Consider the following 14,039-nt stretch of genomic DNA (forward strand, 5'->3'; position numbering starts at 1 on the left):
TTGATTTATTGGCCAAATGATGGCGTTTAACCCTTTAAATTGATCAACCATGAAAAAACTAAATTTTTACCTGTTATGGGTTCTGAGCATTGCATTAATTCCAGGCTATGGCCTGATGGCCCAGGAAGAGAACAACGATTATGTGATGTATGAAAGTATCATCCTGACGCCGAATAACACCAAGTTAAAGGTGCTGGGCGAAAATATGCAGAAACACAACCAGAAATATCATAGCACGGCTCCTTATTCAGCCAATGTCTACAATATTTCGACAGGGGCAAATGCAGGTAAAATGATATGGATGATGGGACCCATGAAGTTTGCTGACCTTGACAAGCGTCCGGCCGAGGGCGGTCACGATGAAGACTGGAGAGATAATATTATGCCCTATATAAATGAACTAGGTACCGCAGAATACTGGAAGGCAGACAGTAAGTTGTCTAACCTGTCTATGATGGATGGCACGCCCGGGCAGTATCCAATTATCTATGTACGCTACTGGGATGTTGAAAAAGGTCAGGGTCATAACGTGGATAAATTCCTGGAGACCGTGAGCAGTACTATTAAAAATATGCCGGGCGATAATACATGGGGAGTCTATGATAACCAATTCCGACAGGGAGAGGCAGGTCGCCACCTTGCTACTGTGAGCTTCCACAAGAAATGGGCAGAATTGGATGAACCCAATAAATTCCGGGAATCGTACAACGAGATGCACGGAGAAAATACATGGGACGCTTTTATCAAGAACAACCAAATGACCTTTTCCAATAGCTGGGATGAGATCTGGGTGTACAACAAGAAGCTTAGCGGCGAATAACCAAAATTATACAGAATAAAAAACCCTCCGTTACGGAGGGTTTTTCAGTTTAAAGCATATCTAGAAAATCTTGTTCCGTGATAATGGGTACCCCCAGCTTATCAGCCTTGGTCTTTTTACTGGGTCCCATATTATCCCCTGCGACAACGAAGGAGGTCTTGGATGATATGGAAGAAGCAACCTTCCCCCCGTTATCCTCTATCATCTTTTTTAATTCGGTTCTCCCGAGCGTTTCAAAAACACCGGACACCACGAAGGTCTTACCCTTTAAAACTTCTGTCTGCCCTTCCAGCTGCTCCTGTGAGAGCGAAAACTGCAGTCCGTAATCTTTGAGTCGGTCTACTATTTCCCGGTTATGAGGGTCACGAAAAAAGGAAACCACACTCTCAGCGATCCGCTCGCCAATCTCGTCTATGGCGGTTAGCGCAGCGAGTTCGGCTGCCATTATAGCATCGATATTCTTGAAGGCTTTTGCCAGTTTCTTGGCGACGGTTTCCCCTACGTGTCGTATTCCGAGAGCGAACAGCACTCTTTCAAAAGGCACCTCTTTAGAAGCCTGCACTCCCTGTACGAGGTTTTCCGCTGATTTCAGAGCCATCCGGTCTAACGGCAATAATTGTTTTACGGTCAGCGTATAGAGATCCGCATAGTTGGCGATCAGTCCTTCTTTGAATAACAATTCGACCGTCTCGCCCCCCAGGCCTTCAATATCCATGGCCTTACGGGAAATAAAATGCTGGATACGTCCGGTGATCTGCGGCGGGCAACCGGTATCATTCGGACAGAAATGCTGGGCCTCCCCTTCGTTGCGAACCAACTGGGTACCGCATTCCGGGCAGTGAGCGATATAGGAGGTTGGCTCCGAATCCTGGGTTCGCTGATTAAAATCGACTGCAACGATCTTCGGGATGATCTCCCCTCCTTTTTCAACAAAGACCGTATCCCCTTCCCTGATGTCCAGTTTGGCGATCTGGTCCGCATTGTGCAGAGAAGCTCTTTTAACGGTAGTACCGGCCAGGAGGACCGGGTCCAGGTTAGCCACCGGGGTAATAGCCCCTGTACGCCCCACCTGGTAGGTAATCTCCCGAAGCATGGTAGAAGCCTGTTCGGCCTTGAACTTGTATGCAATTGCCCAGCGGGGTGCTTTAGCGGTATACCCCAGTTCTTCCTGCTGAGCCAGGGTATTGACCTTTACAACCACCCCGTCTGTTTCATAAGGTAGCTGGTGCCTCTGCTGATCCCAGTGATCAATAAATTGCATCACCTCGTCAATAGAGCTGCACAGCTTCGCTTCTGCAGGCACCTTGAAACCCCAGGACCGTGCCTGCTCCAGGATATCGTACTGGGTCTTGATATCGCCAAGGGACCTGGCCGCAAACCCGTACACCAGGCAATCCAGCGGTCTTTGTGCCACCAGGCTGCTATCCTGTAATTTAAGGCTGCCCGAGGCCGTATTTCTTGGGTTCATATAGGGGTCTTCTCCCCTTTCTACCCGTTCCTTGTTCATCTGGGTGAAGCCTTCAACAGGTAATACGATCTCTCCCCGAGCGTCAAATTTCTCAGGGTAATCTCCTTTCAGCTGCAATGGAACAGAGCGGATGGTCCTGATATTGGTCGTCACCTCATCTCCCTGTATCCCGTCCCCACGGGTAACTGCTCTTGATAGTTTACCGTTTTCGTAGGTGAGGTTAATGGAGGCACCATCGTATTTGAGTTCGCAGGTATATGAAACATTGTCCACTCCCAGCAGCCGGTGTACCCTTGCTTCCCATTCGGCCAGTTCTTCTTTAGAATAGGCATTGTCCAGGGAGTACATCCGGAAATCGTGGACTACCGTCTCAAAATTCTTGGTAACCGCTCCCCCAACCCTCAGGCTTGGCGAGGTAGGATCATGAAATTCGGGGTTAGCGGCTTCTAACTGCTGTAATTGTCTCAGCTTCATATCAAATTCGTAGTCCGAAATGGTTGGCTCATCAAGGACATAGTATTTGTGGTTGTGTTCCCTGAGTTCCTGCCGCAGCGCCTCTATCTGTTCTTTGACTGTCATGAAAGCGGTATTTGTTCTAGCTATTTTTTAATTCCTTTTATAAACCGGTCTTTACCAAAAATATCCTTTCGCAGCTGAATTTCCGAAAATTCGTGGGTTCTCAGAAGTTCTGTCATGGCATCTCCTAATGCCTCGTTGATCTCAAAGTACAGTCTGCCCCCCTCTTTCAGATGAGCAGCAGCAAGTTCTGTTATCTTGCGATAAAATTTAAGCGGATCCTCATCAGGAACAAAAAGGGCGTGATGCGGTTCGTATTTCTTGACGTTAACAGGCATGCCTTCCTGCTCTGATTCCCTGACATAAGGGGGGTTAGAAACGATCACATCCCATGGCTGTCCTTCCGGTTGCTCTTCCAGGATATTTAGTTGTTCAAAATTAATATTACAGCCGTGGGCGCGGGCATTTTGCTGTGCAATTTCCAGTGCTACTGCAGAAATGTCTACTGCGGTCACAGATGCAGATTGTAGCCGGTGTGAGAGGGCAATCGCGATACAACCACTACCCGTACCGATATCCAATATTCTCAGTGCGGCTTCTGCCTTATGGCTGTCCTCCAGGATCCATTGAACCAGTTCCCCTGTTTCCGGCCGGGGCACAAGGGTGTATTCATTTACCGTAAGTTCAAGGTCCATAAAATGTGCTTTCCCTGTGATATACTGTACCGGGAATTCTTCTTTTAATTTGCTCAAAGCCATGAAGAGTGGTGCTTCTTCCTCCTTACTGATAAGCAGGTCGGGCTTCATGACCAGGGTAAAGCGCTCCAACCCCAGGTAGTGTTCTGTAAGCAGGGAAAAGAAGGCAGATACTTCTTCCCTGGGGTAGATCCCGTCTAATTCTTTATGGTAAATATCCTTGATTGACTTTAACAGCATGTAGCATTATAGTTTTCTGGCCATCCAGACCTGGCAGTTACAATGCCCGGTGTTTCCCATTGGCGCATCGAGGTACTTAAACCCCTTGGCCTCGTACATGGCCAATGCAGCTTTCATCTGCGGCATGGTTTCCAGGTAGCAGGTCTCATATCCGAAAGACCGGGCGTATTCCAGGCACTTTTCCAGCATAGTACTTCCGAGGCCCTTGCCCCTGGCAGCAGGTAAAAAATACATTTTCTGCAATTCACACACGGTTTCTTCCACTTGCTGTAGCTGTGAGATCCCTGAACCTCCCGCTACCTGTCCGTCAATTTCCAGGACCAGGTAGACCGAACGCTCCTGGCTGTAGAATTCAAAGAGGTGGTCCAGGGATTCATCGGCCATGGTAGACCCTGTTGCCGGCACCTCGTGTGCCACAAGAACAGATCGGATCAGGGCCGCTAAAGCCTCGTTATCAGCTGCTCTGATCTGCCGTATTTTTACCGACTCCATATTCTACTTTAATATCCTATTTTTGCGAGGTGAAGATACACGAAAAATATATTTCACGAGCCATAGAACTGGGCAGGAATGCCATGGGAACGGCAGCTCCGAACCCCATGGTCGGGTGTGTAATCGTCTGTGAAGGAAAGATCATTGCTGAGGGGTATACCAGTCCTTACGGGGGCCCCCACGCCGAGGTAAATGCCATTAACACAGTTAGCGATCCCTCCGTGTTATCACGATCCACCCTTTATGTGACACTTGAACCATGTTCCCACTATGGGAAAACGCCTCCTTGTGCAGATCTAATCAGGAAACTCAAGATCCCACGTGTAGTTATCGGGCTGAAAGATCCTTACGAACAGGTGGCAGGAAGAGGAATTGAACACCTGAAAGAAGGAGGAGCTGAGGTGATTTCGGGTATACTGGAGCAGGAATGCCGTGAACACCATAAAAGGTTCCTTTGTTTCCATGAAGAGAAGCGGCCGTATATCATACTGAAATGGGCCCAGACCCTTGATGGCTTTATGGCCCCGGACAAAAAGGCGCGGACCAAGGATCCCAGTCCGTACTGGATCACCGGCAAGAGCTCCAGGCAACTTGTACATCAGTGGAGAAGCCAGGAACAGGCAATACTGGTGGGAACTAATACAGTGCTTGAAGATAATCCCCGGCTGGATGTCCGGGATTGGCATGGACGTTCACCAACCCGGATTTTCCTGGATCCGGAGTTGAGAATAGACGGTGAATACCATGTACTGCAGCCGCCCCCTTTGACATTCAGGGTTACTAAAAAAGGCATCTCAACCCGTGAAACTGATCTTTTAAAGCATTGGACTATCGATTTTGACAAGGATATTGCCCTCCAATTATGTGAACTCATGTACGGGGAAAATATTAACAGTGTTATCGTAGAAGGGGGAGCGAGGACCCTCGAAGCATTTATTCAAGCCGGGTTATGGGACGAAGCCCGGGTATTCACAGGGACCACCAGATTTGGTACCGGGCTTAAAGCCCCGGAGATAAAAGGAAAAATAATTCGGGAATCTAAGATAGGTACGGACCATCTAAAAATAGTTCGGAATGATCAGTAACATTATATTCGATTTTGGGGATGTATTTTTAAATCTTGATAAAAGTGCACCCTACAGGGACCTAACTGAACAGGAACTGGTCCAGGCCGGGCCCGAGCTTTACGCCATCAATTCCGCCTACGAGATCGGAACTTTAGACAGTCCGACCTTTATAAAAAAAATGCGACAGCTTTTTAACGGGCGTTCTTCGCATGAGCTGGAAATATTGTGGAATTCGATGTTGCTGGACCTCCCGGAAGAGCGACTGCTATTCCTGGAAAAGTTATCCGCTGAAGAACCATACCGTTTGTTCCTTCTGAGTAACACCAATGAATTACACATCTCCCATGTTAAAGCCAGTATTGGTATGGAGAGGTTTTCACGTTTTAAGAACTGCTTTGAACAATTTTACCTCTCCCATGAGATAGGCCTCAGGAAACCGGAAGAGGCAGTTTTCCGTTATGTGCTGGAAGAAAATAAGCTTAATCCCGAGGAAACTATGTTTATCGACGACACCCTGGAACATGTTGAAGCTGCACGCCGGCTGGGTATCAAGGGCTGGCATTTACAGGTAGGAAAAGAAGATGTAACTGAACTTAAATCCAGGCTCTGATATGGTAGATCTAGCGTTCAGTATACTGTCTTCCAGTCTTATTTTCGTGATCTTTAAGCTATATTCCATTTACAGGGTACACACCTTGTATGCTATCGTATTCAATTACATCACTGCGGCTACGGTGGGAGTATTCTTTTTCAAGGGAACTCCGGATTTCGCTGCGGTGCCTTCAACCCCCTGGTTCCCTGTAGCACTGGGGCTGGGATTGATGTTTATAATCGTATTCAACCTGATGGCCACAACTTCCCAGAAGTTAGGGGTCTCCGTGGCTTCCGTAGCCACGAAAATGTCCCTGGCCATCCCGGTTATGGCCGGGGTCATCCTTTATAAAGAGGAATTAGGCCCCTTAAAGATCCTGGGGATCATACTCGCCCTGGCTGCTGTTTATTTTGCCTCTGTCAAAAAAAAGAAGATCACCGTACAAAAAGATTCGCTCCTCTGGCCTATGTTGGTCTTCCTGGGGTCCGGTATAATTGATACCACCATAAAATACCTGGAAGAGCGGTTGGTGACTACCGAAGAATTCCCTCTTTTCACCACTTCACTGTTTGCCGCAGCCGGAAGTGTTGGTCTGATCATACTTGCAATTCATGCTTTGCAAGGCCGGCTAGAACTTAGCTGGAGGGCGGTAGCCGGGGGTATAGTGCTGGGAGTCCCGAATTACTTTTCCATATTCTTCCTGTTAAGAGCGCTGCAGAGTGAAACTCTGAACAGTGCTTCAATATTTACAATTAACAACGTTGCCATTGTAATGTTCTCCACCTTGCTGGGGATTGTGCTTTTTAAGGAAAAGATCAGTCCGAGAAATTGGGGTGGAATTGCACTTGCGGTGGTCAGTATATTGTTGGTAGCTTTGTTCTGATGGAAAATTCGCCAACAGACACCTATAAAACCCTGGGCGCAGCTTCGCCAGAAGTACTCTTTAAAGATCGTAAGAGCAAATTTTACGGTTACGCCTTCCCGGTACGCACTGAGGAAGAAATCAAAGACATCATCGAAAATATCCGCCAGAAACACAAGGATGCAGGTCATGTTTGCTATGCCTGGCGACTGGGAATAAGGAAAAAAAGACACCGTGCCAATGATGATGGGGAACCTAATAATTCGGCCGGGATGCCTATCTACGGTCAGATCCGATCCTATGAACTGACCCAGGTATTGGTGGCAGTAGCACGGGTCTACGGGGGTACGAAACTAGGGGTGGGCGGACTGATCCAGGCATATAAAACCGCGGCCCAGCAGGCCCTGGAAGCATCTGCGATCATAGAAAAAACAATTATGAAAGAATTCCGGTTGAGGTTTGCATACCCTGAAATGGATAAGGTTATGCGAACCATCAGCCAGGTAGACGCTGAGATCCTCTCCCAGAGAATGGAGATGGATTGTACCATCGAGGTAGCTATCCGGGAGAGCGAAGCTGATAAATTTATTGCCCTGATGAAGCCTTATATTGGGGTCGAACTGATGGAGATAGAGTCGGTATAAGCAGGCTCACGCCAGTATTTTAATTTCCTTTTTCAATTTTTTCCAGCAGATAATCCGGGCATTTAATTGGCCGTTTGGATTTCATATCCATAAAGGCAAGAACTGTGTTGGCTGTTGCCAGAAGTTCCCCCTCCTCGTTGTGGATTTCATAGTCAAATTCGATTCTTACAGAAGGTGTCTTCACCAGCTTGGTTGACACTGAAATAAGGTCGTCATAGACAGCAGATTTCTTGAAATTCAGCTGCAGAGAAATCACCGGCAACATGATGCCATTTTCTTCCATGCTTTTGTAGGAAACCCCGAATGTCCTGAGCCACTCAACTCTTCCCATCTCCAGATATTGCGGGTAATTCCCGTGATAGACCACACCCATTTGGTCCGTTTCAGCATAGCGGATCCGGAAAGATATTTTGTTAAAATCCATGTTTGGCTAATTAAAATCATTTATATTTAAAGGAGGAGTTATAAGGCATTGGAACATGCGAAAAAAAAACAGAAAAATCAACCCATGATTGGTTTTTTTTTTAGGTTATTTGTTCACATCTTTGTCTCACGCTGGAGGTCACGCCAAGACCTTGCCAAACCAACAAGCACAGACATCTTTAACCAACTAATAAGACTAACTTCAAATGAGTGTTACTGCCAATTCTGTTTGGAATAATTGCCTGGAATTTATTCAGGACAACATCCAACCGCAGGCATTCAAAACTTGGTTTGAGCCCATCAAACCCATTAAGTTATCCGAAGGCGCCTTAAGCATACAAGTACCCAGTAAATTCTTTTACGAATGGCTGGAAGAGCACTATGTAAAATTACTGAAAGTGGCTTTGACCAAAGAGTTGGGAAACACAGCAAAACTGGTCTACATCATAAAGATGGAGAACACTTACGGCAACAAGGAACCTTTTACGGAACAAATTCCAAGTACCAACAGGGGCCAGGTATCTCCACAGGAAATGGATGTGCCGATCAAGTCCAAGAATCCCGAATTAAAGAACCCGTTCGTGATTCCCGGCATCAGGAATATAAAGATTGAATCGCAACTCAACCCAAGTTATAATTTCGACAATTTTCTAGAAGGGGACTCGAACCGGCTTGCTCGTTCTGCAGGAATGGCAGTAGCCAATAAGCCCGGAGGAACTTCTTTTAATCCTCTTTTGGTTTTCGGAGGTGTTGGTCTGGGTAAGACTCACTTAGCCCATGCCATCGGTGTGGAAATAAAAGATAAATACCCGGAACGTACCGTACTCTATATATCTGCAGAAAAGTTTACACAACAGTATATTGAATCGGTTAAAAAGAATACCCGGAATGATTTTATTCACTTTTATCAACTCATAGATGTACTTATCATAGATGATGTACAGTTTCTTTCAGGGAAATCCGGGACCCAGGATGTATTCTTCCATATCTTCAACCATCTTCATCAGAATGGGAAGCAAGTGATCCTTACCTCTGATAAAGCGCCTGTGGATATGCAGGATATTGAACAGCGTTTGCTTTCGCGATTCAAATGGGGCCTTTCTGCAGAACTGCAGAGTCCTGATTTCGAAACCAGGATCTCTATACTAAAGAATAAGCTTTACAGGGACGGTGTAGAAATGTCTGAAGAGATCATTGATTATGTGGCCAAACATATCAAGAGTAATATCCGTGAATTGGAGGGGGCTATCATTTCACTTATCGCCCAGTCATCCTTCAATAAAAAGGAAGTGACATTAGAACTGGCGCAGGAAGTGGTCGAGAAATTTGTTAAGAACACCAAACGGGAAGTTTCTATTGATTACATCCAGAAGGTTGTCTCCGATTATTTCGAGATGGATGTCGCCACGCTCCAATCCAAAACCAGGAAAAGACATATCGTACAGGCGAGACAGTTAGCCATGTTCTTTGCTAAGAAGTTTACCAAGGCTTCCCTTGCCAGTATCGGTTCACAGATCGGGAAACGAGACCACGCTACAGTGCTCCACGCCTGTAAGACCGTTGACAACCTTGCCGAAACAGACAAACAATTCCGCAAGTATATCGACGATCTCACGAAGAAATTCTCCTGATCAGGCCGTTGACCGATCGTTTATCGACAGCTTTCTTTTTCTAAAGTGCAATTTGCAGAAACTCCCAGCACTCTTGCCCAAAGGATTTTTTATATTGTAGCAGCAAAAGCTGAGCTCATCATGAATGAACCGCCTATCCGAATATTAATGGTATGCCTGGGAAATATCTGCCGCTCTCCCCTGGCTGAAGGGATCCTGAAAGAAATGGCAGACCCGGAAAAAATCATGGTCGAATCTGCGGGAACAGCCGGGTACCATGTAGGCAATCCACCTGATCCCCGTTCAGTTTCCATCGCATCTAAATACGGTATCGATATCAGCACACAGCGTTGCCGGAAATTCGGGCCCTCTGATTTCGAGGAATTTGACCTGATTCTTGCTATGGACCGCAGTAATTACAGGAACATTCTGCAACTGGCGAATGGCGAGCATCATTATGCAAAAGTACGCCTGCTTATGGAGGAACTGCCTGATGGACCGGACGAAGTTCCCGACCCTTATTACGGGGGGCAAGACGGTTTTGAAAATGTTTTCCAATTGGTATCCAGGGCCTGTAAAGCTTTATTGAATCGCCTGGAAAATGAAAAGAAAGATGTATGAGCAATAACTACGGAAATCTATACCTGATTCCTTCTACCCTTGGCGATACTGCGCCTTTGGAGGTACTTCCCATATCTATTAAGGGAGCTATTGAAAAAATAGACCACTATATCGTAGAGAATGAAAAAACTGCCAGGCATTTTATCAAAAAGATCAGCCCGCGAAAATCACAGCCGGGCCTCCAGTTGTCGCTGCTGAACAAATTTACGGAGCCATCAGAAATTGAAGGGTTCCTGGATCCTTGTCTTTCAGGTATACCCGTGGGTATCCTCTCCGAGGCGGGTTGCCCGGGGATAGCTGACCCAGGGGCGGAAATCGTTCGTTTAGCACACGAAAAGAACATTAGGGTAGTTCCTATGGTCGGGCCATCTTCTATTTTACTGGCAATGATGGCCAGCGGGATGAATGGTCAGAGTTTTGCTTTTAACGGGTATTTACCCATTGAAGGATCAGAACGAAAATCGGCCATTAAGAGAGCCGAAAAAATTTCCAGGGAACAACAGCAGGCACAGGTATTCATTGAAACACCCTACAGGAATGATAAATTATTATCAGAACTGATCCGGACCCTCAATAAGGGTACCCGCCTGTGCGTGGCATGCGATCTTACCCTGCCTACAGAATACATACGCTCTAAGGTGGTATCTGAATGGAAGGATAATGAAGAATCCCTTCATAAACGACCGACAATCTTTATCATCCAGGCATAAAAAAACCCCGGTACAACCGGGGTTCTTATTTTTAAAATTATTTATATCCTGGGGTTTTTACGGGCCATGATCCTGGAGACATCGTACCCGGAAAACTTACGCATATATTCAGAAATGCTTGTTCCGTAGGCGTCTTTGGTATCATAATTTCCATAAGACCTGAGATACTTCTTCACGTTTCCAGCACCTGCCAGGTGGGCAGCCGCCAGGATCCCTGATTCAGTAACTTCTACTCCATGAATCTTGTGGCCAACAAACCACTCTATATCCTTCCTGAGAATCCACTTATTCCTTGCAAGGTTGGTCATAAAGACCTTTTCCTGCAAACTCGGATCATTTAAGAACTGACTTGCATTGTAAACACCCATCAGTTGTAAGGTATTTATACCAAACTGGTATTTACCTAAGTATCCTAATGTATTGATCACGAAATAATTACCTTGGGATTCTTTGAAAGCCAGAGCTTCTTTAAAACCGACGTAGGAACTTCCTAAAAAAGGAGGCGCTACTCGTTGGGGCATCGGCGCGATCTCGTATTGGGGATACAATACCGCAGTAGGTTCTTTTATTCTCAAAGTTTCCGGCAGGGTGGTGTTAACCGGCCTTTTTAGCCCAAAACTTCCGAAAATAGCGATCATGATAAGAGGACTACTCAACAGTATCCGCTTTCTCATTAAAGATGATTTCTTAAGAATTACAGCCCCGGAGGGCCTACTTAAATTTCACCCTACAAATATAGATTGCATTCTCTGATAAAATTGTAAGAATTTATTAAAATATTGCCTCGATGGGATAAAGTGTGCAATTTGAGGGGTAAACTACTATCGTTTTATATTCTGCTCATTGATCCACCGGACGTACTGTGCCTTATTCCTGTTGTGCTGTGATAAGGTTTTGGCAAACTTATGATACCCGAAATTCTCGACATCCGCAACAAAATACAGGTAGTCGTGTTTTTCGGGTTGCAACACAGCTTTGATCGCCGATATATCGGGCATTGCGATAGGTCCCGGGGGAAGGCCGGCGTATTTGTATGTATTATAAGGTGAGTCTAACGCCAGGTCTTTGTAAAGGACTCTTTTAATTATGGTATCGTGATCGCCGGTTTGCTCTTTTATCGCATAGATGACGGTTGGATCTGCCTGCAGCAGCATATTCCGGCGCAATCGATTCAGGTAAACCCCAGCTACACGCGGTCTTTCATCAACTTTCGCGGTCTCTTTATGAACTATAGAAGCCAAAGTAGTTGCTTCTGTGGGTGTCAAGCCTTGTGACTCCGCTTGTTTTACACGTTCTTCTGTCCAGAATCTCTCGTATTCCCGCTTCATACGATCCCTGAACTCCTCGGCAGATGTATTCCAGAAGAATTCATAGGAATTGGGGAGGTACAGGACGATGGCGTTACGCAAATCCAGGTTCTGAGCCTCCAGGAACTCAGTATCTCTGAATGCGGCAAGAAGTTCAAGGCTGTCAGCTTCGATCTGGGCAGCTATCCTTCCCGCAAGTTCAGGCAGGGTCTCCTGGTTGTTAAAGGAAACCATTAAAGGAGCGTTGCGACTCCTCAGTACATTCACGAGCGTATTGTTATTCATACCCCGCTCTATGGCATACCGCCCGGGTTTTATATTTACACTATATTTCTTTTGCCTTGCAACTGCAGCAAAGGACTCCGGATCTTCGAGCAAAGGTGAAATTTGCTCGTATACCTGGCTGAAATCTGCTCCTGTGGGAATATGAACATAGACCTGTTCCTCAGAAAACCGTGTATTTGGTGTGAATAAGGCATCATAAATGCGATAAGAGAACCAACCCATCACCACCAAACCTAGGATGGCGACAATCCATAATATCTTTTTGATATACATTTACTTATTGATCTTTTGAAATAATAATTCGTCCTGGTAACGGCCGTTGATATAGTTCCAGTCTTCTTTCAGGCCAGCCTGCACAAAGCCTAATTTTTTAAACAGGTGTATACTTCTTTTATTGTCCGCCCCCACATTCGCAAACAGCTGGTGAAGGTCTAAAGTATCAAAGGCGTAATTGCATAATAACTCTACTGCTTCCTTGCCAATACCTTTATTGCGGTGTTTCTCTTCGGCAATAAGGATTCCTAAGCCAGCCCGCCTGTGTTTAGGGTCAAAATCAAACAGGTCTATCAACCCTAAGCGTTCACCCATCACCGAAGTGATACACAAACGTAATTGTTTAACATCGTAAATATCCCGGTGAGCGTTTTCCAGGTATAATTTCAGGACATGCCTGGCATATGGCGTAGTGGTACCACTCACTTCCCATACCTCATGAGCGTTCTCCAAATCATATAGGAAATCCAGGTCTTCGGGTTCCAAAGCCCTCAGGATGATATGATTTCCCCTCAGTTTCAGCATACTAACTTTCCTTTGAAAACCTGGTCTGCCGGGCCTACCAGGTAAATTTCAGCATAGTGATCGCCTGTCCATCTAAATCGCACCTTAAGCTCTCCGCCCAGGGTCCTGATCACATATTCCTCCGGGTGGTCGTTCCGTTTTCCGTGCATGGCCAAGGCAACAGCTGTTACCCCGGTGCCGCAGGAATAAGTTTCATCTTCCACTCCCCTCTCATAGGTTCGCACAAAAAACTGGTTTTCCCCTTCCGGTTTGACAAAATTCACATTACTCCCTTTTTCTCCATACAGATCGTACCTGATCCTGGCACCTTCTTCTTTTACCGGGTATGATTCAAGTTCAGTAATTTCCTGAACATGGTGAGGAGAACCCGTATCCAGGAAAAAAGAACCGGAGTTGCGGTCTATATTGTTGACATCCTGCATTTTCAGGCTGATCAGATCTCCTTCGATACTTGCTTCATGGGGTCCGTCTACGGCAATAAAGCGGGTTTTATCCCGGATGATTCCCAGGTCCCTGGCAAATGCCACTATACACCTTCCGCCATTACCACACATACTGCCTTCACCCCCATCGGAATTGAAATACACCATCCGGAAGTCATACTCAGGATCGGATTCTAACAATATTAATCCGTCTGCTCCTATGCCAAATCGACGGTCACAAAGCCGGGCAATGAGTTTGGTATCGTTTTTGCTAAAAAGAGATTGACGATTATCGATCATGATAAAGTCGTTTCCCGTACCCTGGTATTTGTAGAAATTGATGTCCATAGTGAATATAGGGGTCAAAGATATGACTTTATTTATGGAGAAATGAACGGTTAAAAAAGGGTTAAACCCTTAATCGCAGTACCATTTTCAATTAATTTTACGAAGAAGTCGATTAAAAT

Annotated in this window: 16 protein-coding genes; 8 read left to right on the forward strand and 8 right to left on the reverse strand. The window is 45.9% G+C overall.

The window, feature by feature from the left end; genetic code table 11:
- Window positions 1–49: 49 nt before the first annotated feature.
- A complete protein-coding gene (locus CLV82_RS11525; protein ID WP_133644444.1) occupies window positions 50–820 on the forward strand; it encodes a hypothetical protein in 771 nt (256 codons plus the stop codon).
- Between the two features lie 49 nt (window positions 821–869).
- Here CLV82_RS11525 and ligA read toward each other — a convergent pair whose 3' ends face one another.
- Genes ligA through CLV82_RS11540 form a run of 3 tightly spaced genes read right to left on the reverse strand, consistent with a single transcriptional unit; the run spans window position 870 to window position 4,231 of the window.
- Complete coding sequence (gene ligA, locus CLV82_RS11530) at window positions 870–2,867, reverse strand: NAD-dependent DNA ligase LigA (RefSeq protein WP_133644445.1); 1,998 nt, start codon at window positions 2,865–2,867, stop codon at window positions 870–872.
- Between the two features lie 20 nt (window positions 2,868–2,887).
- Entirely contained in the window at window positions 2,888–3,739 is an 852-nt protein-coding gene (gene prmC / locus CLV82_RS11535) for a peptide chain release factor N(5)-glutamine methyltransferase (protein ID WP_133644446.1), read from the reverse strand.
- Between the two features lie 6 nt (window positions 3,740–3,745).
- Window positions 3,746–4,231, reverse strand: coding sequence for a GNAT family N-acetyltransferase (locus CLV82_RS11540; RefSeq protein ID WP_133644447.1), 486 nt, complete (start codon window positions 4,229–4,231; stop codon window positions 3,746–3,748).
- 29 nt (window positions 4,232–4,260) lie between these two features.
- Here CLV82_RS11540 and ribD point away from each other — a divergent pair, with 29 nt between their 5' ends.
- The 4 genes from ribD to CLV82_RS11560 are packed head-to-tail and all read left to right on the forward strand — an operon-like array spanning window position 4,261 to window position 7,396.
- Window positions 4,261–5,316 carry a bifunctional diaminohydroxyphosphoribosylaminopyrimidine deaminase/5-amino-6-(5-phosphoribosylamino)uracil reductase RibD gene (gene ribD / locus CLV82_RS11545; RefSeq protein WP_133644448.1) on the forward strand — a complete coding sequence of 352 codons (1,056 nt, stop codon included), beginning with the start codon at window positions 4,261–4,263 and terminating at the stop codon, window positions 5,314–5,316.
- Complete coding sequence (locus CLV82_RS11550; protein WP_133644449.1) at window positions 5,306–5,908, forward strand: HAD family hydrolase; 603 nt, start codon at window positions 5,306–5,308, stop codon at window positions 5,906–5,908. The genes ribD and CLV82_RS11550 overlap by 11 nt, the downstream gene beginning before the upstream one ends.
- Window position 5,909: 1 nt before the next feature.
- Window positions 5,910–6,773, forward strand: coding sequence for a DMT family transporter (locus CLV82_RS11555; RefSeq protein WP_133644450.1), 864 nt, complete (start codon window positions 5,910–5,912; stop codon window positions 6,771–6,773).
- Window positions 6,773–7,396: an IMPACT family protein gene (locus tag CLV82_RS11560; protein ID WP_133644451.1), complete on the forward strand. Its 624-nt coding sequence runs from the start codon at window positions 6,773–6,775 to the stop codon at window positions 7,394–7,396. Before CLV82_RS11555 ends, CLV82_RS11560 begins: the two co-directional genes overlap by 1 nt.
- Window positions 7,397–7,415: 19 nt before the next feature.
- On the opposite strand, the gene CLV82_RS11565 is transcribed toward CLV82_RS11560, so the two are convergent.
- Window positions 7,416–7,820 (reverse strand): acyl-CoA thioesterase, encoded by a 405-nt coding sequence (locus CLV82_RS11565; RefSeq protein ID WP_133644452.1) that lies wholly within the window; start codon window positions 7,818–7,820, stop codon window positions 7,416–7,418.
- Window positions 7,821–8,025: 205 nt separating this feature from the next.
- Here CLV82_RS11565 and dnaA point away from each other — a divergent pair, with 205 nt between their 5' ends.
- From dnaA to CLV82_RS11580, 3 genes are all read left to right on the forward strand, one after another.
- On the forward strand, window positions 8,026–9,450 hold the full coding sequence (gene dnaA, locus CLV82_RS11570; RefSeq protein WP_133644453.1) for a chromosomal replication initiator protein DnaA: 1,425 nt from the start codon (window positions 8,026–8,028) through the stop codon (window positions 9,448–9,450).
- 120 nt (window positions 9,451–9,570) lie between these two features.
- Window positions 9,571–10,050, forward strand: coding sequence for a low molecular weight protein-tyrosine-phosphatase (locus CLV82_RS11575; RefSeq protein WP_133644454.1), 480 nt, complete (start codon window positions 9,571–9,573; stop codon window positions 10,048–10,050).
- Window positions 10,047–10,760 (forward strand): SAM-dependent methyltransferase, encoded by a 714-nt coding sequence (locus CLV82_RS11580; RefSeq protein ID WP_133644455.1) that lies wholly within the window; start codon window positions 10,047–10,049, stop codon window positions 10,758–10,760. The genes CLV82_RS11575 and CLV82_RS11580 overlap by 4 nt, the downstream gene beginning before the upstream one ends.
- 41 nt (window positions 10,761–10,801) lie before the next feature.
- Here the strand turns inward: CLV82_RS11580 and CLV82_RS11585 are convergent, their stop codons facing one another.
- The 4 genes from CLV82_RS11585 to dapF form a co-directional block, all read right to left on the reverse strand.
- Complete coding sequence (locus tag CLV82_RS11585; protein ID WP_243744197.1) at window positions 10,802–11,434, reverse strand: hypothetical protein; 633 nt, start codon at window positions 11,432–11,434, stop codon at window positions 10,802–10,804.
- A gap of 147 nt (window positions 11,435–11,581) precedes the next feature.
- Window positions 11,582–12,625 carry an endolytic transglycosylase MltG gene (gene mltG / locus CLV82_RS11590; RefSeq protein ID WP_133644456.1) on the reverse strand — a complete coding sequence of 348 codons (1,044 nt, stop codon included), beginning with the start codon at window positions 12,623–12,625 and terminating at the stop codon, window positions 11,582–11,584.
- On the reverse strand, window positions 12,626–13,150 hold the full coding sequence (locus CLV82_RS11595) for a GNAT family N-acetyltransferase (protein WP_133644457.1): 525 nt from the start codon (window positions 13,148–13,150) through the stop codon (window positions 12,626–12,628). It lies immediately after the preceding gene.
- Window positions 13,144–13,920: a diaminopimelate epimerase gene (dapF, locus tag CLV82_RS11600; protein WP_133644537.1), complete on the reverse strand. Its 777-nt coding sequence runs from the start codon at window positions 13,918–13,920 to the stop codon at window positions 13,144–13,146. Before dapF ends, CLV82_RS11595 begins: the two co-directional genes overlap by 7 nt.
- Window positions 13,921–14,039 lie beyond the last annotated feature (119 nt).

Source organism: Zeaxanthinibacter enoshimensis, assembly GCF_004362865.1.
In the GTDB taxonomy this organism is placed as follows: domain Bacteria; phylum Bacteroidota; class Bacteroidia; order Flavobacteriales; family Flavobacteriaceae; genus Zeaxanthinibacter; species Zeaxanthinibacter enoshimensis.